The sequence below is a fragment of the Agrobacterium tumefaciens genome, assembly GCF_013318015.2.
In the GTDB taxonomy this organism is placed as follows: Bacteria; Pseudomonadota; Alphaproteobacteria; order Rhizobiales; family Rhizobiaceae; genus Agrobacterium; species Agrobacterium tumefaciens.
Window position 1 is genome coordinate 309,857 of sequence record NZ_CP115841.1, and the last position, 21,016, is coordinate 330,872.

Annotated in this window: 21 protein-coding genes; 7 read left to right on the plus strand and 14 right to left on the minus strand. The window is 59.7% G+C overall.

Annotation, left to right across the window (positions count from 1 at the left end; genetic code table 11):
• Window positions 1–174 precede the first annotated feature (174 nt).
• From G6L97_RS01485 to G6L97_RS01515, 7 genes are all read right to left on the minus strand, one after another.
• Window positions 175–1,548, minus strand: coding sequence for a glutamate--cysteine ligase (locus tag G6L97_RS01485; RefSeq protein WP_174002645.1), 1,374 nt, complete (start codon window positions 1,546–1,548; stop codon window positions 175–177).
• A gap of 173 nt (window positions 1,549–1,721) precedes the next feature.
• Complete coding sequence (locus G6L97_RS01490) at window positions 1,722–2,459, minus strand: 16S rRNA (uracil(1498)-N(3))-methyltransferase (RefSeq protein WP_162686722.1); 738 nt, start codon at window positions 2,457–2,459, stop codon at window positions 1,722–1,724.
• 20 nt (window positions 2,460–2,479) lie between these two features.
• Complete coding sequence (locus G6L97_RS01495; RefSeq protein ID WP_025592560.1) at window positions 2,480–3,985, minus strand: inorganic phosphate transporter; 1,506 nt, start codon at window positions 3,983–3,985, stop codon at window positions 2,480–2,482.
• Window positions 3,986–4,146: 161 nt separating this feature from the next.
• Window positions 4,147–4,587, minus strand: coding sequence for an NUDIX hydrolase (locus G6L97_RS01500; protein ID WP_013635535.1), 441 nt, complete (start codon window positions 4,585–4,587; stop codon window positions 4,147–4,149).
• 274 nt (window positions 4,588–4,861) lie between these two features.
• Window positions 4,862–5,632 carry an HAD-IIB family hydrolase gene (locus G6L97_RS01505; protein ID WP_111782788.1) on the minus strand — a complete coding sequence of 257 codons (771 nt, stop codon included), beginning with the start codon at window positions 5,630–5,632 and terminating at the stop codon, window positions 4,862–4,864.
• A complete protein-coding gene (locus G6L97_RS01510) occupies window positions 5,629–6,975 on the minus strand; it encodes a glycosyltransferase family 4 protein (RefSeq protein ID WP_004432251.1) in 1,347 nt (448 codons plus the stop codon). Before G6L97_RS01510 ends, G6L97_RS01505 begins: the two co-directional genes overlap by 4 nt.
• 102 nt (window positions 6,976–7,077) lie before the next feature.
• Window positions 7,078–7,851: a FadR/GntR family transcriptional regulator gene (locus G6L97_RS01515; protein WP_019564254.1), complete on the minus strand. Its 774-nt coding sequence runs from the start codon at window positions 7,849–7,851 to the stop codon at window positions 7,078–7,080.
• 289 nt (window positions 7,852–8,140) lie between these two features.
• Here G6L97_RS01515 and G6L97_RS01520 point away from each other — a divergent pair, with 289 nt between their 5' ends.
• Entirely contained in the window at window positions 8,141–9,415 is a 1,275-nt protein-coding gene (locus G6L97_RS01520; protein ID WP_111782786.1) for a DUF3422 family protein, read from the plus strand.
• Between the two features lie 9 nt (window positions 9,416–9,424).
• Here G6L97_RS01520 and G6L97_RS01525 read toward each other — a convergent pair whose 3' ends face one another.
• Complete coding sequence (locus G6L97_RS01525) at window positions 9,425–10,324, minus strand: LysR family transcriptional regulator (RefSeq protein WP_004432244.1); 900 nt, start codon at window positions 10,322–10,324, stop codon at window positions 9,425–9,427.
• A gap of 98 nt (window positions 10,325–10,422) precedes the next feature.
• Between G6L97_RS01525 and G6L97_RS01530 the strand changes: the two genes are divergently transcribed.
• The 3 genes from G6L97_RS01530 to glcF all read left to right on the plus strand — a co-directional run bounded on the left by G6L97_RS01530 (window position 10,423) and on the right by glcF (window position 14,470).
• Window positions 10,423–11,871: an FAD-linked oxidase C-terminal domain-containing protein gene (locus G6L97_RS01530; protein ID WP_236762564.1), complete on the plus strand. Its 1,449-nt coding sequence runs from the start codon at window positions 10,423–10,425 to the stop codon at window positions 11,869–11,871.
• 91 nt (window positions 11,872–11,962) lie between these two features.
• Window positions 11,963–13,165 carry an FAD-binding protein gene (locus G6L97_RS01535; protein ID WP_111782785.1) on the plus strand — a complete coding sequence of 401 codons (1,203 nt, stop codon included), beginning with the start codon at window positions 11,963–11,965 and terminating at the stop codon, window positions 13,163–13,165.
• Between the two features lie 3 nt (window positions 13,166–13,168).
• Entirely contained in the window at window positions 13,169–14,470 is a 1,302-nt protein-coding gene (gene glcF, locus G6L97_RS01540) for a glycolate oxidase subunit GlcF (RefSeq protein ID WP_004432239.1), read from the plus strand.
• A 149-nt stretch (window positions 14,471–14,619) separates the two neighbouring features.
• On the opposite strand, the gene G6L97_RS01545 is transcribed toward glcF, so the two are convergent.
• Both G6L97_RS01545 and G6L97_RS01550 read right to left on the minus strand, forming a co-directional pair.
• Complete coding sequence (locus G6L97_RS01545; RefSeq protein WP_013635541.1) at window positions 14,620–15,279, minus strand: outer membrane beta-barrel protein; 660 nt, start codon at window positions 15,277–15,279, stop codon at window positions 14,620–14,622.
• A gap of 262 nt (window positions 15,280–15,541) precedes the next feature.
• Entirely contained in the window at window positions 15,542–16,315 is a 774-nt protein-coding gene (locus tag G6L97_RS01550; protein ID WP_004432233.1) for a L,D-transpeptidase, read from the minus strand.
• Between the two features lie 237 nt (window positions 16,316–16,552).
• Here G6L97_RS01550 and G6L97_RS01555 point away from each other — a divergent pair, with 237 nt between their 5' ends.
• Window positions 16,553–17,182, plus strand: a complete 630-nt coding sequence (locus G6L97_RS01555) for a DNA-3-methyladenine glycosylase I (RefSeq protein ID WP_111782784.1) — start codon at window positions 16,553–16,555, stop codon at window positions 17,180–17,182.
• Window positions 17,179–17,622 carry a hypothetical protein gene (locus G6L97_RS01560; protein WP_038489949.1) on the plus strand — a complete coding sequence of 148 codons (444 nt, stop codon included), beginning with the start codon at window positions 17,179–17,181 and terminating at the stop codon, window positions 17,620–17,622. The genes G6L97_RS01555 and G6L97_RS01560 overlap by 4 nt, the downstream gene beginning before the upstream one ends.
• Window positions 17,623–17,637: 15 nt before the next feature.
• On the opposite strand, the gene G6L97_RS01565 is transcribed toward G6L97_RS01560, so the two are convergent.
• Window positions 17,638–18,681, minus strand: coding sequence for a YeiH family protein (locus tag G6L97_RS01565; protein ID WP_111782783.1), 1,044 nt, complete (start codon window positions 18,679–18,681; stop codon window positions 17,638–17,640).
• Window positions 18,682–18,763: 82 nt separating this feature from the next.
• On the opposite strand from G6L97_RS01565, the gene G6L97_RS01570 reads away from it, so the two are divergent.
• Window positions 18,764–19,681, plus strand: coding sequence for a LysR substrate-binding domain-containing protein (locus G6L97_RS01570; protein WP_004432220.1), 918 nt, complete (start codon window positions 18,764–18,766; stop codon window positions 19,679–19,681).
• Between the two features lie 51 nt (window positions 19,682–19,732).
• Here the strand turns inward: G6L97_RS01570 and G6L97_RS01575 are convergent, their stop codons facing one another.
• From G6L97_RS01575 to relB, 3 genes are read right to left on the minus strand one after another with little or no spacing between them, the layout of a single operon-like run.
• Window positions 19,733–20,497, minus strand: coding sequence for a hypothetical protein (locus tag G6L97_RS01575; protein WP_111782782.1), 765 nt, complete (start codon window positions 20,495–20,497; stop codon window positions 19,733–19,735).
• A gap of 6 nt (window positions 20,498–20,503) precedes the next feature.
• Entirely contained in the window at window positions 20,504–20,773 is a 270-nt protein-coding gene (locus G6L97_RS01580; RefSeq protein ID WP_174002647.1) for a type II toxin-antitoxin system RelE family toxin, read from the minus strand.
• Window positions 20,757–20,990, minus strand: a complete 234-nt coding sequence (gene relB / locus G6L97_RS01585) for a type II toxin-antitoxin system RelB family antitoxin (RefSeq protein WP_004432214.1) — start codon at window positions 20,988–20,990, stop codon at window positions 20,757–20,759. Before relB ends, G6L97_RS01580 begins: the two co-directional genes overlap by 17 nt.
• Window positions 20,991–21,016: the final 26 nt, after the last annotated feature.

Here is a 21,016-nt window from a genome sequence, read left to right on the forward strand (position 1 = left end):
ACGCCGGGATTGCTTGCGAACCGATAAGGTTTTCCCCGCAGGGTGATTTGCCAATAACCCTGCCTTTGCCCGGTGTCAGGCCCCTCGGCCGCACCGGGTTTTTTTATGGCAACGCCTTGCCTGTCTTGCGCACTGTCCGGACGTAAAGCCGCTGCGCAGTTTCAGCGAAATGCTTTAATACTGATATTCATCGAATACTGGCAGCACCGTTCCACCCCAGCGGCCGTTATAGAGCGCAAGCAGGTCTTCGGCGAGCGTGGTCTTCTTGGCAAGAACCTCGTCCAGCGATGACAGGAACACGGTTTCGTCCTGGCCTTCGCCGTTCAGCCGGTTGCGGTTCTTGAGGCCGGTGCGGGAAATGTCGAGCACCTCGCGGGCGAAACCGAGAAGCGGCTTGCCGGCGATCTCCGCCGCCAGCCCCTTGGCCGGCACGGTATTGCGAAGGGCGATGACCTCATCGAAACTCCAGCCGGCTGTCAGCGCATCGGCTGCGTCAAGCGCTTCCTGATTATAGAGAAGGCCGACCCAGAAAGCGGGCAGGGCACAGATGCGTCTCCATGGGCCGCCATCGGCACCGCGCATTTCCAGAAAGCGCTTCAGGCGCACATCGGGGAACAGCGTGGAGAGATGGTTCGTCCAGTCACCCATGGTCGGTTCCCATTCGGCGATTTCACCCTTTAACGCCCCGTTCATGAACTGACGGAAGGTGACATGGGTGCAATCGTGATACTTGCCGTCGCGCACGATGAAATACATCGGCACATCCAGCGCCCATTCGACATAATCCTTGAAGCCGAAATCGTCATTGAAGGTGAAGGGCAGCACGCCGGAGCGGCGATTGTCGGTATCGCGCCAGATATCGCCGCGCCAGGAAAGCAGGCCGTTCGGCTTGCCTTCGGTAAAGGGCGAGGAAGCAAACAGTGCGGTTGCCAGCGACTGGAGCTTCACGGAAACGCGCATCTTCTGGCGCATATCCGCTTCGGAAGAGAAGTCGAGGTTAACCTGAATGGTGCAGGTACGGTACATCATGTCGAGACCCTTGGTCCCGACCTTCGGCATGTAGCGCGTCATGATCGCGTAGCGCGATTTCGGCATGCGCGGTGTTTCGTCATAGCTCCACAGCGGGCTGCCGCCTATACCGAGAAAACGGATGCCCATCGGCTCCGCCACTTCGCGCAGGGTCGCCAGATGCTGGTTCGATTCCTTGCAGGTCTGATGCAGGTTCTCGAGCGGGGCACCTGACAGTTCGAACTGGCCGCCCGGCTCGATCGATATGGCGCCCATGCCGTGCTGTTCGCCAAGTCCGATGATGTTTTCACCATCCATGATCGGCTCCCAGCCGAGCTTTTCCTGCATGCCCTTCAGCAGAGCGGAAATGCTGGCCTCGCCGAAATAGGGAACCGGCCGGTTGCCCTCGCGGAAAAAGGCGAATTTCTCGTGCTCGGTGCCAATGCGGAAGTCGGCTTCAGCTCTGCAACCGCCGGCCAGATAATCTGTAAGCTCCGTGACGGAGGAGAGGGGTGTCTGGTCGGTCGTATCGCGTGCCATGGCTTACCTTGTTATGACGTCTCTGTTGCGGCGAGGCATATGTGTGGCAGATAGAGCCGGATCATATCCGGAGGCAAATGAATTTCTTTTAAAGATGCATGAAGCGCAATGGTTCAGCGCATGTCGCGTAAAACTGTGCAGCGGTTTTGCGATAAAGACATGTCCCAGATAGGTCAATTCCAGTCGCCAATCGATGCCTGAATGACCGCAAGGGCTGCGACCGCAGCCGTATCGGCCCTGAGGATACGCGGCCCGAGCGGGATGGGGGTGACGAAGGTAAGGCTGCGCAGCAGCTCTCTTTCCTCTTCGGAAAACCCGCCTTCCGGGCCGACCAGAAGAGCGATTTTGCGTTCCTTGATGGATTGCAGGACAGGCAGCGGATTTTGGCCCGCGTCGCCCTCGTCGCAATAGATGATCCGTCGATCCTGGGACCAGGTCTCGAGCATGTCTTTCAGTTTCACCGGCTCGGCCACGTCAGGCAACGACAGGATGCCGCATTGCTCGGCGGCCTCGATGGCATTGGCGCGCAGTTTTTCGGTATTGTGGATCTTGCCCTGCACATGCTGGGTCATCACCGGCTGCAAAAGACCGGCCCCCATCTCGACCGCCTTCTGCACCAGATAATCCATGCGTCCGACTTTCAGCGGCGCAAACAGGTAGTGCAGATCCGATGCCTGCGGCTGGGGCCGTGTCTGTTCCAGAGGGATGAGGGTGATCTTCTTACGGCTCGGAAAGGAGAGCCTCGCCTTCCATTCCCCGTCGCGACCGTTGAACAGCAGGATTTCCGCGCCATCGGTCATGCGCAGTACATTGGCGAGATAATTGAACTGTTCGGTTGTCGCTTCCTGCGCCACGCCCGCAGCAAGCGGGGTTTCGACGAACAGGCGTTGCATCCGGAAATTTGCGCGCATGGGACTTTTCTGTTTCAGCGTCAGAGAAAGAGGAAGGACATAAGCCAATATAACAGTGCTGCAAGCGTAGCACTTGCGGGAACGGTCACCAGCCAGGCGGCGATGATGGTCATGAAGTGGGATCGCCGGACGAGATAACGGCGGCGTATCTCGGAAGGATTGTCCAGATATCGATCGGCCCGGCGGATTTGACTGGTGCCGGCCTGGACGAGTTCCTGCCGCCGTCGAGACGCCTGCGTGTACCATTCGCGGAAGAAGCCGACGCCGAACACGGCGCCGATCGCCGTATGGGTGGTGCTGACCGGCAGGCCGAAGCGTGATGCGACGAGAACCGTCAGAGCCGTGGCCACGGAAACGCAGAAAGCGCGCATCGGGTTGAGCTTGGTGATCTGTTCACCGACAAGGCGGATGAGGCGCGGGCCATAGAGAAGAATACCGCAGGAAAGCCCGAATGCGCCGACCAGCATCACCCAGAGCGGCGCGCGGGCGGACGTCTCCACCGCCTCGTCGTGCAGTGCCCGCACGATTGCCACCACCGGGCCGATGGCGTTCGAAACGTCATTTGCCCCATGCGCGAAGGACATGAGGCCAGCCGCAAGAACGAGCGGCCACTGAAACAGCGTTCGAAGCGACTGGTTGCGGTTTTCCAATCCCACCGATTGTTTGCGGATGATCGGCACACACAGCCGCCAGGCGACGAGGCCGGTCAAAAGCCCGATGCCGCTTGCATGGCCAAGCGAGACATGCACGATCTGCCTCAGCCCCACCCAGATGAGATAAGCGGTGAAGACCCCGGTCATGATGCCGATCAGAACAGGAACCCAACGCTTCGCGGCGTCAATCTTGTCCTCCCGGTAGATGATGAATTCCTTGATGAAGGCAAGGAGGGCGATGGCGATGGCCGCGCTTATAAAGGGCGCTAGAACCCAGGCAAAGGCGATGCTGCCAAGCGACAGCCAGTCGACTGCCCGGATGCCATAGGCCGCCATTCCAGCCCCCGCAACGCCGCCAACCACCGTGTGGGTGGTGGAAATCGGCGCTTTCGTCCAGGTCGAGATATTGACGAGAAGACCGGCGGCGAGAAGGGCCGACAACATAGCCCAGGAAAACACGGTGCGGTCGGGAATGGTCTGGATGTTGATGATGCCGCTGGAAATGGTCTCGACGACGTTGCCGCCGGTGATCAAGGCACCCGCGATTTCGCAGATGGCGGCGATGATGAGTGCCGCTGCAAGCGGCATCGCCTTGGCGCCGACCGCCGGGCCGACATTGTTTGTTACATCGTTTGCGCCGATGTTGATTGCCATATAGGCGCCGATGGCAACGGCTGCGATGATGATGACGGCGCCCGCCGTGCCCGTGACGAAGGCGCCCGCAAATATCGCCGCCAGAACAACGAACATCACCCCCGCACCAAGGCCGGCAAGCTGCTGCGTGACGTGCAGCGTCGCCTCTTCGACACGGGTGATCTTCTCGAGATCCTTGTCGAGCGTCGGCTTCATGTTCGGTGGCGGCTTTATTGCCATTCAGACCTCGTTCGCCAGCATTCCCATTCGTCCGGCAATGTCGCGGGCTGAAGGCAATTTACAGAAAGACTGTTACATCTCGCACATCTTTCCAAAATGAAAGACAGTAAAAGCCATGTTGGAAAAACAAACTGCAGATTGCCACTATTCGGGCGTGGACGCTATTTCGAAAGCGCCATCCGCTTGTCGAAAGTGAGCATGAGCGCTTTCAGTTCCGGCTCGTTGACCCGTTTGGCGGCCTCTTCGGGAGTAACCCATTCAAGCCGTCTGGAATCCTTCTCGGGAAAGCTGTCCTGCAGCTCCGCCACTTCGAGCAGATGTACCTGAACCTTGCACAGCACATTGATGCCGCTGTTCAGCTTTTTCTCATACTCATAAAAGCCGAAGGGGGCCTTATCCACCCTGCCTTTGACACCGGCTTCCTCGTAGGCTTCCTGTTCGGCAACTGCATGCGCCTTCTTGTTGGCCATGGGCCAGCCTTTGGGAATGACCCAGCGCCCCGTATCCCTGCTTGTCAGCAACAGGACTTCCGGCTCATGATGTTTTTTGGACGATCGATAGCACAGCGCTGCGTATTGCTGTCGCGGCGGTCTGCGCAACATCAAGCCTACATCTGTCGCCAATCGATTCAAAATCTTCAATCCGTGTGGATCCTTCTTCGCCTGTTAGTCGTAACTGCTAATATAGATATCCTTTATGTCCCGCCAATCCCCTCTCACGCATAACCCACGATTGTCTTCATGCCGTTGAAGATCTTAGGCAGCAGGGGATGTGGCAGGGGTGCGAACGAAGGCTTTGCCCGGTACGTAACCGTCAGCGACCGATCGCGGGAATACTGCATTTTTTCTGTTTTACGCTATTCAGAACGCAAAACCGCTATGAATTATTGCCGCAACTGCGTTGGCCAGTGTGCAATCCCCAATTCTGGAGACCTTCGATCACACCGTCAGCTTCGGTCGCGCGCGAGAGGAAAAAACGGCTGTCATTGTTCGCCAGCGAAAGAAGCTCCGGCAAGGCATTGCCAACGATCACACCGCGAATACCATTCAACTCGAACATCGCCCGATCATTGCCAGTATCGCCCGCAACCACTGATTCGTCGAGACCAATGTGCAGTTGTCCACATAACCACGCCAATGCCGCACCTTTGTCTGCGGCCTTGGGTAATATGTCGAGGTCGCGGTTGCTGGAATAGACGATCCGGGCATCGATATCCGCCGCAACGAGCGTGTTTTCGATATCACTGAGCGTCTTCTCATCCGCACCATGCAGGAACCAGCTGGATTTGAGGCCATGCTGATAGCGTTCCGCCTGCATGGTCACACCCGGCAGGCCGGCCATGACATCGGCGATCTTTTGCCGGTCGAAACCCGTACCGAGCGAATGCGTATAGGCGCTTTCAAGCTCGCCCCGCTCTCTTGCGTGCAGCATGGTGCCGACCCCGCCGATAATGTAGTCGGGCCTCGGCAAGGGAACGTCTTCCAAAAGGGCGAGCTGGTCATCGACCAGCCTGCCGCTATTGAAGACCAGAACCGGGCGAAGATCGTCCGGCAGCGAATGCCAGAAATCGCGGAACCGGCGCGTAGCGGCGTTATCGCCGACGACGGTTCCGTCGAGATCGGTGGAAAACAAGCGAAGCGGTTTCAATCGCCGTCGTTCCATGGTTCTGCCCAATCGGATTCTTCCAGAACAGGCATCAGCGGCCTGCCTTCCACCAGCGCCAGCAATTGCTGCGCGATTCCCGTCCAGGTGAAAAGGCTGCGCGCCTTGTGCGCCCCCATGCGGGAAAGCCGCCCATACAGCCGCTCGTGCTTGAACGGCTTCATCATGGTGATGCCAAGGTCTTCCTTATCGAAAGGATCGGCAAACAGCGCGTGGCGGCCGTAGCTGACGGCGCGGAACAGCCCGCCGTGGATGGTTACCACGGTCGGAGTTCCGCTCGCCATCGCCTCGATTGCGGTCATGCCGAATGGCTCGTAACGGCTCGACAGAACGAAAAGATCGGCTGCCCGGTAGATATCAGGCAAATCCTCGTCCTCGACATAGCCGGAAAACGCCACCTTGTCCTCCAGCCCGAGCGATTTGACCCGCTCTTTCAGCTGATTGAGAATGGTGGTTTCCTGCTCGTCCATATTCTCGCCGCCGACGGCCAGATGAAGGCGGGCTTCCGGCTCGCGCGCCGCAAGAACCGAGAAGCCGTCGATCAAAAGGTCGTAACCCTTGTTGGTGGCAAGGCGTCCAAGCGCCAGCACCACCTTGCCCTCGAAACCGAAACGCTGCCGGATCATTTGCCGCGTCGCATCAGAGACGGGGAAGAAGCGGTTGTCGTCATAACCCGGCGGGATCATGTGGATGTGCTTGCGCTTCAGACCGTAATCTTCGATCAGGACGTCGAGTTGCACCGGCGTCGTCGCAATCACCATGTCGCAACTGCGATAGATGATGAGTTCGTGCTGGATACGTTCCTTGAAATTGAACTCAAGTTCGAAGGTATCGGCCTTTTCCGGGTAGTCGGTTTCCATCTGGCGTTTTTTCCAGAGGCCGAGCGAATGCGGCGTGTGCAGATGCGGGACTTTCAGCGCCTCGGAAAGCCGCTGCCCGGCAACGCCCGCATCCCAGTAGTGGCTGTTGATGAAAGAGTAGTTGAGGTTGTTTTTCTTGATGAAGCGCAACGCGTTTTCGCACCATTCCATCAGGTGGCGGTGCAGATATTCCTTGGGAATGAAATCGCGCCCGCCGCAGGGAATGCGCACCACACGGACGCGCTCGTCAACCTCGTCGAATTCCGGCTGGTCTTCGAAGCGGCGGGTATAGAGATCAACGGTGTAACCGAGCTGGCCGAGTTTGCGTGCAAGCTCAAGCACATAAACCACTTGTCCCCCGGTGTCCGCTGCGCCGAGTGGCGGGTGCGCGGCGACATAGCCATGCGTCGATATGAGAGCTATCCTTGGATAGCGTTCAGTTTCGCTCGTGGTCGTCATGGGTCCCATCTTGGTAAATTTTTCCAATTAACCCCAGAAAAAGACCAAAGAGGACAAAAGGTTCCATAAAATCTGAAGAAAAGCGATGCCGCATTTCGTCTGAAGCTGTTTTCAGGCGTTGCGCTGCTGTTGTCGCAGGCGTGAAATCCGGTCCCATTCCCTTGCCTGATGCGCCTTTGATGTGGTGTCCACGATGAAATCGATATGGGTTTCCGCCGCAGCCCTTGCCCCTGCCGCATTACTGCCCGCAATGGCCTCGTGGATGGCGATATGCTGTCTCAACACCTCGTCATGCGCACCTGCGACGCTGAATATGAGATGGCGGTTATAGAAGATGTCGTCGCTCAGGAGCCGGTAGCAGGACCGCAATGTGTGCATCAGCACGATATTATGTGCCGCCTCGCCGATGGCGTTGTGAAATTCCACATCGCTTGCAAGTTCTTCTTCGAAGCGGCCAGCCTCATGGGCCTCCCGCATTTTTTCGACGATAGCCGCAAGGTTGCGCCTGTCCGGTTCCGTCGCCCGCTGTGCCGCAAGTTCGGCGGTCATGCCTTCGATATATCGGCGATATTCCAGAAAATCCCGCGTTGCGCGGCTGTGGCGTGTGATCAGCGCGCTCAAGGGATCGGAAAAGACCGGACCGACAATATCGGCCACATAAGTCCCACCGCCGTGCCGGCTGGTGAGAAGGCCGCGCGTTTCGAGTTCCTTCAGCGCTTCCCGCAGGATTGGCCGCGAGACATCGAGCTTCTGCGCCAGTTCACGCTCGCCGGGCAGCCGGTCGCCATCCCGCAATATGCCGTCGAGGATGAGCTCCTCGAAACGTAAGATCACCTCCTGCGATGTGCGGCTGTGCTCTATTCGGGCGAACAGTGTTTCGTCCATCGCAACATTCTCCGGCGAAGTCCCGCCCCGTATTCGATGGGGCAAATTATCAGCGAAGCATCGCACTGGTCAAATATTCTGTCCAGTTCTGCCGTAAGCTCTGCGCCATGCCTGCGGCAACACGGCACCTGCCTTTTTAAACTGGCTTTTGTTAAAGCACCCGCACAGGGTGGTGATGACGGTTTTCTCCGTCAGGTGCATCAAAACAATTACATATGCTTCGATTGCGGTGTCGTCATCGCGATGGATGTTCTAGATAACCGGCGAAACAGGCGGGGACGATATCGCAATGGCCAAGGGTAGATTTGCTTTCGCAAGCGCGCCGGAAAGATCGCTGGCTCTCGGCGAGGTTCATGCGCGGCCGACCGTGCTTCTCGCGCCGTCGCGCATCATCGTCCAGCTTGCCTTCATGATGGATGGCGGTTCTGCCGTGCATCACTCGGTCATTGCGGAAATGTCGCGTAGCCGGGGTGTCGCGCCGCCGGAACGCGATGCCCGCCACCATGCCATGCCCTGGGGGCAGGGCACGCTGCGCTGGGAGCGGCATACCGAATTCTCGACATGGTTCTGGGATGGCCCCGCGCCGGAAAAATTCGGCGGCGATATTGTCGGCGATCCGTTCGGCGACGGTTTTTCGCCACCCGGCTCCCTGATATCAGGCATACGGCTGGAAATCCGTCCAGAAGGCGCAACGGCCCCCAACGCGGAGACCATGTTCGAGCCGACGAGCCTCTGTTACAGCGACGTGCGCGACGGGCAGGCGGCGATCCTCACCGATTTCCGTCAGGATCGCGACGGGTTGACGCAGATATTGGTGATCGACCGTGGCTTGAGCGATTACAGCCGCGGTGCGCTGGTGCAGCGGCTGCTGGATATCGAGACCTATCGCACGCTCGCCATGCTCGGACTGCCGATGGCGCAGACGCTGTCGCCGGAAATCCGTCGCATCGAAGATGGCCTGACGGGAATCACCCAGCGCATGAAAAACGGCGCGCGCGACGAGGCCGATGCGCTGCTGGCGGAGATGACCCGGCTTGCGGCGGAACTGGAAGCCAATGCCGCGCTCAGCCTCTATCGTTTTGGCGCCAGCCGCGCCTATGACGGCATCGTGCATGAACGTATTCGCGCGCTTGCGGAAACGCCGGTTCAGGGGCACGAGACCATGGGCAGCTTTCTGGAAAGGCGCCTGGCGCCCGCCATGCGCACCTGCCAGTCGGTCGAGGAGCGGCAGGCCAACCTGTCGCGCAAGCTCTATCGCGCTACGGCACTCGTCAGAAGCTGGATCGACGTGGAACTGGAACGGCAGAACACGGTGCTCCTGAACACCATGAACAGGCGCGCCGCCATGCAGCTTCGCCTGCAGCAGACGGTGGAAGGCCTGTCCGTCGCCGCCATCTCCTATTATGTCGTCGGATTGATCGGTTATCTCACCAAGGCGATCAGCCACGACGTGCTGCCGGTTGATCCAGCCGTGGTCACCGGCCTTTCCGTTCCCTTGGCCGTCTTTGGCGTCTGGTGGGTGGTGCGCCGCATTCGCCGCTCCCATGTCGAGGGCGGGCACTGAATACCGGCGTCAATCATGCTCCCAATAGGGTGAGGGGCCGTAAAGTCCGGCGAGATAGTCGATGAACAGCCGCACCTTCGCGGGCAGGAACTGGCGGCTTGGATAGACCGCCGACAGCGTGACGTTTCGCGATCCCTCATAGCTGGGTAGAACCTGCACCAGCCGGCCGGCGCGCAATTCGTGGCCGATATCCCAGGTGGAGCGCAACGCAATTCCCAGTCCCGATATCACCGCCTCGCGGATCACTTCGCTGGAATTGGTGACCAGCATGCCTTCCGGGCGGATGCTGAGCGCCCCGCCCGGTCCTTCCAGTCGCCAGATATCGTTGTTGTGGGCCGGCAGGCAGCGGTGCTTCTTAAGGTCCTCGATCGTCGCCGGCATGCCGTGGGCAGTGACATATTCCGCCGAGGCGCATAGCACGCGGCGCACCGGCGCCAGCCGGCGGGCGACGAGGCTGGAGGAATTGAGATCGGCGATGCGGATCGCCAGATCGTAACCGCCTTCGATGATATCGATGAATTCGTCGCTGAGCACCAGATTGACGGACAGGTCCGGGTGGCGCTCCATGAACGTCTTCAGATGCGGCGCAATATGCATGCGACCGAAGGAGGTGGGAGCTGAGATTTTCAGCGTGCCGTTGACGGTGTTAGCGCGCCCAGACACGAAATCCTCGGCATCCTCCAGCCCTTCCAGCACGGCAAGTACCCGTTCGTAAAAGCCCTGGCCCGCTTCGGTCAGTGAGATCTGCCTTGTCGTGCGCTGGAACAGCCGTGCGCCGAGCTTTTCTTCCAGCCGCTTGATGCGCTTGGAAATAACAGCGGGCGAATAACCAAGCTCCTTGGCGGCAAGTGACATGCTGCCGGAGGCGGCAACGGTTGCGAAGACCTCCAGATCGCCCAGATTTGTCACAGTTGCCTCCCGATTATTTCCAGAACGGAAAAAATCCTTAGCATTTGATTGCGCTCCTTCAAAGTGGTAAAGAAACAATACCACTTGGCAGGACGTGCATGGAGGAGGGGGCGGTGACGCAGCCGATCAAGTTTCTGGAGCCGCGTGCGGCGGTTTTATCGAGCCGTGACCGCATCATATCCGATCTGAAGGATATCCTGGCCGAGGACTGTCTCGTGCACGAGCCGCGTGAGCTCGTGCCTTTCGAGACCGACGCTTTCGTCTCCTACCGCCGCCTGCCGCTGGCCGTCGCCTTGCCGAAGACCACCGAAGAGGTCGCAGCGGTGCTGAAATATTGTCACCGTTACGGCATTCCTGTCGTGCCGCGCGGCGCGGGCACCTCGCTTTCCGGCGGCGCCATTCCGCAGGAAGATGCGGTGGTGATCGGCCTTTCGAAGATGTCCGCGATCCTCGAACTCGATTTTTACAATCGCACGGCAAGGGTACAGGCGGGCGTCACCAATCTCTCCATTTCCGATGCGGCCGGTGCGGAAGGCTTCTTTTATGCGCCGGACCCAAGCTCGCAGCTTGCCTGCACCATCGGCGGCAATGTCGGCATGAATTCCGGCGGTGCGCACTGCCTGAAATACGGTGTCACCACCAATAATCTGCTCGGCGTAAAAATGGTGCTTGTTGATGGCACGGTGCTGGAGCTGGGCGGCAAGCATCTTGACGCTGCCGGTTACGATCTTCTCGCCCTCGTTTGCGGTTCGGAAGGCCAGCTCGGCATCGTCACAGAGGCGACGGTGCGGCTGATTGCCAAGCCGGAGGGCGCGCGCCCGGTGCTGTTTGGTTTCGAAACTTCCGAAGAAGCTGGCTCCTGCGTGGCCGATATCATCGGCGCGGGCATCATTCCTGTCGCCATCGAATTCATGGACAAGCCGGCAATCGAGATTTGCGAGGCCTTCGCCAGGGCCGGATATCCGCTGGATGTCGGCGCGCTGCTGATCGTCGAGGTCGAAGGCTCGGAGGCGGAAATGGACGCCATGCTGGCCGATATTGTCGCCATTGCGAAAAAACACGGCGTGAAGACGGTCAGGGAATGCCAGTCGGCCATGGAGGCCGCGGCGATCTGGAAGGGCCGGAAATCCGCTTTCGGCGCAACGGGCCGCATCGCGGACTATATCTGCATGGATGGCACGGTGCCGCTTTCCCAGCTTTCCTATGTGCTGAAAAAAACAAGCGAAATCACCGACCGCCTCGGCCTTCGCGTCGCCAATGTCTTTCATGCGGGCGATGGCAACATGCATCCGCTGATCCTCTTCAACGCCAACGATCCGCAAGACGCCGCCCGGGCCGAAGAGGCGGGCAATGAAATCCTGAAGCTCTGCGTCGATGCGGGCGGTTGCCTCACCGGCGAACACGGTGTCGGCATCGAAAAACGCGACCTGATGCGGCACCAATATGCCGAGGCTGATCTTGCCCAGCAGATGGCGGTTCGCGCTGCTTTTGACGAGGGCTGGCTGATGAACCCTTCCAAGGTGTTTCCGCTGGAGGGGAGGGGATGATGTACTTTAGCTTTGTAGCCTTGGTGGGTGCGGCTCACCCCTCTGTGCCCGGCAGGGCAGAGGAGGGTATCTCTTGCTCGGAGCGCACCCCATGCTGACGCCCTATGCAGAAACCCAGGTCGCCGACATCATCCGCGACCACACAACCCGAAAAACCCCGCTGAAAATCATCGGCGGCAACACCCGCTCCGGTTTCGGCAATGCGGTCGAGGCAGATGAAACGCTTTCCTCCCGCGCAATGGCTGGCATCATCGCCTACAACCCTGCCGAAATGGTAATGACGGTCAAAGCAGGCACACCGCTCGCCACCGTCGAGGCCGCCCTTGCCGGAAACCGGCAGATGATGGCCTTCGAGCCGATGGACCACCGCCCGATCATGGGAACCACAGGCGAGCCGACCATCGGCGGCGTCTTTGCTGCCAATGTTTCCGGCCCGCGCCGTTATGTGGCTGGTGCGGCGCGTGACAGCCTGCTCGGCATCCGTTTCGTCAATGGAAAGGCGGAAGTCATCAAGGCGGGTGGCCGGGTGATGAAGAATGTCACCGGGCTAGATCTTTCGAAGCTTCTGGCGGGTTCACACGGCACGCTCGGTTTTCTCACGGAAGTAACCTTCCGCGTGTTGCCGAAACCGCCCGCGGAAAAAACCGTGGTTGTCTCCGGTCTGGACGACGAGGCCGCGACGCGGATCATGGCGGCAGCGATGGCGATGAGCGTCGAGGTTTCCGGTGCGGCTCATCTGCCGGAAAGCGTTCGCTCCCATTTCATTGCAGGTGCGCTGCCGGAAGGTCCGGCGACAATCCTGCGGCTGGAAGGGCTCGGGGCTTCCGTCGAGGCGCGCGCGGCGAAACTCCTTTCCGTCATGGATCGGGTTGGCCCATGGGCGCTGCTGGAAGGCGAGGAGAGTGCTGTTTTATGGCGGCAGGTGCGGAATGTCGCGCCCTATGCCGGGCAAGATGCCAAACCGCTCTGGAAAGTCTCGGTCGCGCCGAGCGAAGGCCACAGGCTGGTTGCTGCCTTGCGCATGGAAGCGGGCATCGATGCCTTTTATGACTGGCAGGGTGGTCTCATCTGGATGCAGATGGAGGCGGACCCCGAAGCGGAATTGCTGCGCGGTGCCATCCGCGCGCTCGGCGGCGGGCACGCCACCTTGATACGGGCGAGCGACGCGGTGCGCGCCACCGTGCCGGCATTCGAACCGCGCCCGGCGGCGGAGGCCATATTGTCTGCGCGCATCAGGGAAAAGCTCGATCCAGCGGGCATCTTCAATCCTGGCAAGATGGGAAGGGCCGTCTGAACCATGCAAACATCCTTCACGCCCGAGCAGCTGGCTGATCCGCATGTGGCGGAATCCGAAAAAATCCTGCGCAAATGTGTGCATTGCGGCTTCTGCACCGCCACCTGTCCCACCTATGTCACGCTTGGCAATGAGCTGGACAGTCCGCGCGGCCGCATTTACCTCATCAAGGACATGCTGGAAAATAGCCGCCCGGCGGACCGCGAAGTCGTCACCCATATCGACCGCTGCCTGTCCTGCCTTGCCTGCACCACCACCTGTCCGTCCGGCGTCGATTACATGCATCTGGTCGATCACGCCCGCGCCCATATCGAACAAACCTATAAACGTCCTTTCATGGACCGCCTGACCCGCAATCTTCTGGCTGCAGTTCTGCCTTATCCCGGTCGCTTCCGGCTGGCCTTGCATCTGGCACGGATCACGCGACCCTTCGCCGGTGTGCTCGCGAAGTTTCCCGCGCTGAAACCGCTGCAATCCATGCTCGCTCTCGCCCCGGCTTCCGTGCCCGCCGTTTCAGCTTCTGCCCGTCCGGGTGAACGGTCAGCCGAAGGTGAAAAGCGTGGACGTGTCGCCATTCTTACCGGCTGCGCCCAGCCGGTGCTCGATCCTGGTATCAACGAGGCGACGCTGCGTCTTCTGGCGCGGCTTGGCGTGGAGGTTGTCGTGCCTAAGGGGGAAGGCTGCTGCGGATCGCTGGTGCATCATATGGGGCGCGAGGCTGAGGCGCTCGCCGCCGCCCGCCGCAATGTCGATGTATGGATGCGTGAAATGGAAAATGGCGGCCTCGATGCCGTCATCATCACCGCATCCGGCTGCGGCACGACCATCAAGGACTACGGCCATATGCTGCGGCTTGATCCGGCCTATGCGGACAAAGCCGCACGGGTATCGGCACTCGCGAAGGACATCACCGAATATCTTGCCACGCTCGACCTGCCACAAAAGGAAAGCCAGGGCCTGACGGTTGCCTATCATTCGGCCTGCTCCATGCAGCATGGCCAGAAGATCACCATGGCGCCGAAGCAATTGCTGAAAGCGGCTGGTTTCACCGTCCGCGATCCGGCGGAAGGGCACCTCTGCTGCGGGTCGGCCGGAACCTATAACATCATGCAGCCGGAGATCTCAGGAAAGCTGAAGGCGCGCAAGGTGAGGAACATCGAAGCCACACGCGCGGATGTCATTGCCACCGGCAATATCGGCTGCATCACGCAGATCGCGACTGGCACGGAAATGCCGATCCTGCACACGGTCGAGCTGCTGGACTGGGCTTATGGCGGACCGAAACCCGCGAGGCTTTTGGCTTAGAGCGCCGTTCGCTTGTAAGGGCCATCGGACCCGACACAAGGTTCGGGCCGGTGCGTCGTTCGCTCTGCTCATCCTGTGACAAGCACAGGAGTGAGGTTTGAGGGTAGCTTGGCACCTGTCGGAAAGCGCCCTCTATTTCCATCCCAGCTTTAGAACTTGTAGGCCACGCCGAAGTTCACCGCATTGGTCATGATATCGGTTTTCAGCTTGCCGCCATTGTCGATATCCACGTCGATAAAGGAGTAGGTGCCTTTATATTCCACGAAGGTCGACCAGTTGTCGGTTATGCGGTAGCTGAGGCCGGCCTGCGCCTGCAGGGTTGCGCCACCGAACTGGTATTCGAAGGTTTTGCCGGAAGCCCGGGTAACCTCCACATGCGGCACGTTGATGCCAACGCCCGCGCCCACGTAAGGCGTCAGGCGCCAGGTCTCCAGCGGGAAACGATAGAGCGCGTTCAGCGTCAAAAGGTTCAGGCCGTCGGTGAACTCGAAATGCGACCAGCCGGAACGCGCCAGCGTCTGGTCGTCGGCATAGACCTTGTCGTGGGTGTAATCGAGCGAGATGCCGAGATTGTTGAGCTGGCCTTCCTCGAACCAGTAGGTGCCGCGCACCCCCCAATAGGCCGGGCTCGAAAATGACTTGCCTTCCCACCCCGCCCGGAAGTCCGTTCCGTCCGAAACCGTGACATCGCTGTGCGGGGCGCTTTGCCAGCCGCCGTAACCGGAAAATTCAAATTCCCCCGCGATTGCGGAAGAGAAGGAAACGCCGCTGAGTAGCAGGGCGCAAAGAATGGAAACGTGGCGCAGCATGGGGAGAATCCAGTTTGGTGTTGAGGACACACCAAACCGCTTTTTAGTAACATTTAAATGACAGAAACGAAAAACGGGCGGTCAGTTGACCACCCGTTTCAAGGCCGTTCCATCATCCCCTGAGAGAGGTCCGGCGCCTGGCGTCCCCCGCCAAGTCTCCTTCAATCAATCTAGTAGCGATTGTACCGCTGCGGGACATCAATTCAAGCGCGATCTGCCGTGGTGTGGGCTGCAAGTCCGCGTATTAGCGGCACCGTTGCCGTCATATCACAATGACGGTTGTTCCGACGTTCACACGCTCGTAAAGATCGGTGACATCCTCGTTGCGCATGCGGATGCAGCCTGAGGAATTGTTGCTGCCGATCGTCCAGGGCTGGTTGGTACCGTGGATGCGGTAAAGCGTGGAGCCGAGATACATGGCGCGCGCGCCCATCGGATTGGCAGGTCCGCCTTCCATGAAGGCCGGAAGGTAGTGTCCCTTCGTCGCTTCGCGGCTGATCATTTCTTTCGGGGGCGTCCAGCTCGGCCATTCCGCCTTGCGGGTTACCTTGTGCGTTCCGGCCCATTCGAAACCGGGCTTGCCGACGCCGACGCCATAACGACGGGCCTTGCCATCCGCCATGACGAGATAGAGGAAGCGGTTCGGCGTATCGATGACGATGGTGCCGGGCTTCTGAGTGGTCTGGTAGCTCACGATCTGGGGCAGGAATTGCGGGGCGATCTGCGTGCGCACCGGCGCATTCGGGCGAACGGCGGCGTTCTGTACCCGGGCCGGGCGCTGCGAGGTGACGCCGGAGCTGGGGCGCTGTGGCATGGCGGCCTGGCGCTGCTGGAAGAAAGGCTGGCGGGCTGCTGGCGCGCGCGGGTAAACCACGGGGCGCACATTGCCGCCACCAAGCTGCGTTACCCAGGGGGCGGAAAGGTCTGGACTGACGACGACAGGCGGGCGCTCCCGGTAACGCTCACCAGCTGCGGCGGCCGGGGCGGCGAAGGTGGAAACGAGGCTCAGCGCCAGAAAAACGGACTTCATCGTCATCGGGTGGACTCTCTCTGCGGTATGTCGCAACAATAGCAATTGCGGGATCATTCGCCCGCCTTGCCGGCTACGTTCGCACCTTGACGCCAGCGAATCGTAAATGGCTGTTCATTAAAAAGCGCTTGATTAGAAAAAGCTGGATTTAAGGTTAGCGACCCGTTTTGAAACGTGGTGAATGAGTGGTAAGTGCGCGCATCACGCCGGTCACGGGCGGGAGCGAAAAAGGGTGGTTGCGGTATGAACGAGGCGGGACTTGAAACGGGCGCGGATGGCCGCGTGCGGTGTTTCTGGCAGCAGGGACTTGAGGATTACAGCCGCTACCATGACGGAGAATGGGGTTATCCCGTCACCGACGATCGCCGCCTGTTCGAGAAGATATGTCTCGAGGGCTTCCAGTCAGGCCTCTCTTGGCTGACGGTGTTGCGCAAGCGCGAGGCTTTCCGTCTTGCCTTTGCCAATTTCGAATTCGAAAAAGTGGCGCAGTTCGGTGAAGCCGACATTGAGCGCTGTGTTGCGGACAAGGGCATCATCCGTCATCGCGGCAAGATCGTGTCGACCATCAACAATGCCCGTCGCGCCATAGCGCTCCGGGACGAATTCGGTTCGCTTGCCCATTATTTCTGGGGGTTCGAGCCTTCCGCCGCAGAAAGGCCGCAAAGGCTGGACTATGCGACGTTAAGGGCCAACCCCACCAGCGACGCGTCCATTCGTCTTTCCAAGGATTTGAAAAAGCGCGGCTGGACCTTCGTCGGCCCGACGACCGTCTATGCATTCATGCAGGCCATGGGTATGGTCAACGATCATATCGAAGGCTGTCATTGCCGTGAGCCGATCGAGGCCATGCGGCGGGAGTTTGTACGTCCATGAAAGCAAAGTCCCTTTTTCTGGCTTTTGCCATGGCCGTGGCGGCCGTGCCGCATCCGTCCTCTGCGGAAAGCCGCAACGTCGACGGCATCTGGCTGGACGACGGCGAAAGGCTCAAGGAGGTTGCCCTGCCGCCCACCGGGCCGTTGAAACTAGATGGCTGGACACGGCGCGGCCGTGGCGATGTCTACCGCCTGAAGGTCAAGGCCGGGCAGACGATGAAGGTCGAGCTTACCTCGTCCAGCGAATTCGTCCTGATGGCGATCTTTGATTTTTCGACGCCGGATCAGGACGCGATCTTTTTCAGCGACTCCGAAGGTAAAATCGCCACGTTGACGCCGAAGGCGGATACCGAATGGCTGATCCGCCCGACGCTTATCCTGGGATCACCGCGTCGCGGGCTCGGCGCGCATTATATCCTGACGGTCAGCACTCAGAAATAACGGCCCGCCGCACCTTCAGGCCGTTTGCGTCAGCGCGATCAGGCCGAAGCTCAAGATTCCAAGCAGCACGAGCGAGAGGCTGGCGGCGACGATGACCTTGCCCCCGGCATGGCGAAGGCTGCGAATGTCGACCGACAGACCAAGTGCCGCCATCGACATGATGGTGAGGATGTTGGAGAGCGAGGCGAGGGGGCCTAGCAGAACCTCGGGAATAAGGCCGAAGGAACGGACCATGATCATCAGCACGAAGCAGATGATGAACCACGGAACCATCTGCTGCAACTTCAGCCGGCCCTTGCCGGACTGGCCGTGGATAACGGAGAGGGCAGCAATGACCGGCCCCAGCATCAGGACGCGTATGAGCTTGACGATTGTCCCGGTCTGCACCGCAACGGCGCCGAGCGGGGCGGTGGCGGCTAGCACCTGCGGTACGGCATAGACCGTCAGGCCCGCGAAGATGCCATATTGGGTGGCATCAAGACCGAGAAGCTGCGGCAGAAACGGCATCAGCAGAACGGCGGCGACACCGAGAACGGCTGTAAAAGCAATCGATGCGGCGACATCTTCTGGCTTGGCGCCAATGGCGGGCGCTGCCGCCGCGATCGCCGAATTGCCGCAGATGGAATTGCCGCAGGCGATAAGGGTTGCGAGTTTGGGTGGCAGCCCCAGCATCCGCCCGGCGGCATAGCTGAAGATCAGCGACAGGGCGACGATGACAGCGATGCCGCCGATCAGCAAACCGCCGGCGCCTTTTAGAATGGCAAGGCTCAAGGATGCGCCAAGAAGCGCCACCGCAATCTCGAGCAGGGTCTTGGCACTGAACTTGATGCCGGCCGAAGCAACCGCTGGCAGCGACACGAGCGAACGCAAAAGCGTACCGATCAGAATAGCCAGCACCAGATCGCCGAGCCATGCATGTCCGGCAAGCCGCACCTGAAAGCGTTCCGCCAGAATGGCAGCGCAACTGACCGCCGCGCAAAGCAGAATGCCCGGCAGAAGCGGGGTCAGCGAGCGAAAAGAAGACTGGAAGGGATGAGTGAGGGTGCGATGCTGTGCCATGCCCAGACAATGCCGGAATGGCATGTTTTATTCTATCAAATAATATGGCATATATTATTCGGTAAAATCGAATGAAAAAGCCATGACCTTTGAACAACTCCGCATTTTCATCGCCGTCGCCGAACGCGAGCACCTGACAAGGGCCGCGCAGGCAATCGGTCTGACCGCTTCCGCCGTCAGTTCCGCGATCAAGAATCTCGAGGCATTTTACAATGTCGAGCTGTTTCATCGCGTCGGCCGCAATATCGAATTGACCGAAAGCGGACGGGTGTTTCTGGGTGAGGCCAGGGCGACGCTGGCGCGTGTGCGCAGCGCCGAACTGATTCTCTCCGAAATGGGCGGTCTGACGCGCGGCGAAATCACCGTATGCGCCAGCCAGACCATTGCCAGCTACTGGCTGCCGCCGATCCTCATGCAATTCAAGAAGCTTTATCCGGGTGTGACGCTGAAACTCGATATCGGCAATACGAAAACGGTAACGCAGGCCGTGCTCGATGGGCTGGCTGAGGTCGGCTTCATCGAGGGCAAGATCGACGAGCCGGCGCTGATGGTGCAGCCCGTGGTATCCGACAAGCTTCTGGTCGTCACCGGCTCCGCCCACCCCTTCGCCGACGGCCGTTATCTCACCGCCCTCGATATTCTATACGGAACGTCCTGGGTGTTGCGCGAACAGGGTTCCGGCACCCGCTCCGCCTTCGAGGCGGCGGTGCGGCAGATGGGTGTCGACCCGGCAGATCTTTCCGTGATGCTGGAACTGCCCTCCAACGAGGCCGTGGTGATGGCGGCACGCTCCGGCGGCGCGGCGACAGCGGTTTCCGCTTCCGTCGCCTCCCTCTTCTTACGCCAGGGATTGTTGGTCCGCGCCGGCATCGATCTGCCCGCCCGCAATTTTGCTCTGTTGCGCCACAAGGAACGTCACACCAGCCGTGCCGCCATGGAACTGGAACGCCTCAGCCGTGCCGCCTCGGAGGACTACAAGGCCGGTCTTGCCGGTTTGTAGGTCGAAAGGCCGCGCGGCATTATCGGGATCGCGGCGCGCGGGCAGAGCCTCTCACGTCAGCTCATGCGCAACGACGTGATGAACGATTCGATAGTCCCTGCTTTCCTCTCCCAACGGAGCGAGTGGCCATTCCCATGCGGCGGCCGGCGCGGACAGATCAACGCCGTGCAGCAAGTCCTCGTGCTGGTGCAGGCTGCCGTCTTTGCCGATAACGTCAAAGGATGTGTCCGTTACCAGGCACACCTTGCAGGGAAGGGCGGCCAGCGCATCCAGATGCGTCTGAATGAGCCTCGGCAAAAGGTCATCAGGCGCGCCGGCAATCTTCTCCCGCTCCAGCCGATGCCGCACGCCGGTGCCGATCTGTGACAGGAGGTTGGCCGAGACGACGAAATCTAGATAGGGCACCCGCCGCAGGAACTCGAGCGGTTCCGGTTCTTTACCGGCAACGATATCGTCAAAACCGGAAAGATCGCGGTTGACGATGCGCACATTCTTTTTGGAATTGAAGCGCAGCTTCGCCTGCACGCTGGCAAGATGCACCAGATCGACCAGAACCACGGTATCGAACATCGCCACCAGCGCATCGTATGGCACGTCGCGCAGCAGACCCGACCCGAGCACCACCGCCGTCCGTCTCTGTTTGAGTTTTCTCACCGATTGCAGCACAAATTGCTGGCTGTTGTTTTCATGCTCCGCCCATGCTGTTGCGCAGCGATTGGCGCGCGCCCATAGATTGACGGAATAGCGAATATGCGGCCGGAATGGCTTCGGCGTGGCCGCACGCGTGGCGGCATATTGCAGGGCTTCGAGGATCATTGATGCCTAACGGTAAATTTCGCGGCGATGGCCAATTTCCACCACCAGCACGACAAGCTTGTGGTCCTGTATATCGCAGATGATACAGTAATCGCCTACCCGGTAACGCCAGAAGCTGCCGAGTTCTGAGCCTTGCAGGGCGGCACCTGTCTGGCGGGGATTGTCGTCCTGGACGACCCGATCCGCCAGAAAAGAAACGATGCGGTTCGCGTCCTGCTTTGCCAACTTTCCAAGCTGTTTGACGGCTCGCTGCTGAAATTCAATTTTCCAGGTCAAGATCGCGCATCACTTCTTCCAGATTATAGGTGCGCTCTTTATTGGCAATGCGCTGTCGCGTCGCCTCTTCGGCTAGATAGAGATCTTCCATATCCTCAATATGTTTCTCAATCGCCTCGCGGATATAGTATGCGGACGTACGGCCCGTGCGCTCGGAAAGCGCTTTCAGCCGTTCATAGGTCTCGTCCGGCAGGCGGATGGCAGTCTGTTTGCTCATTGCTTGCGCCCTTTTCGACTAAAATG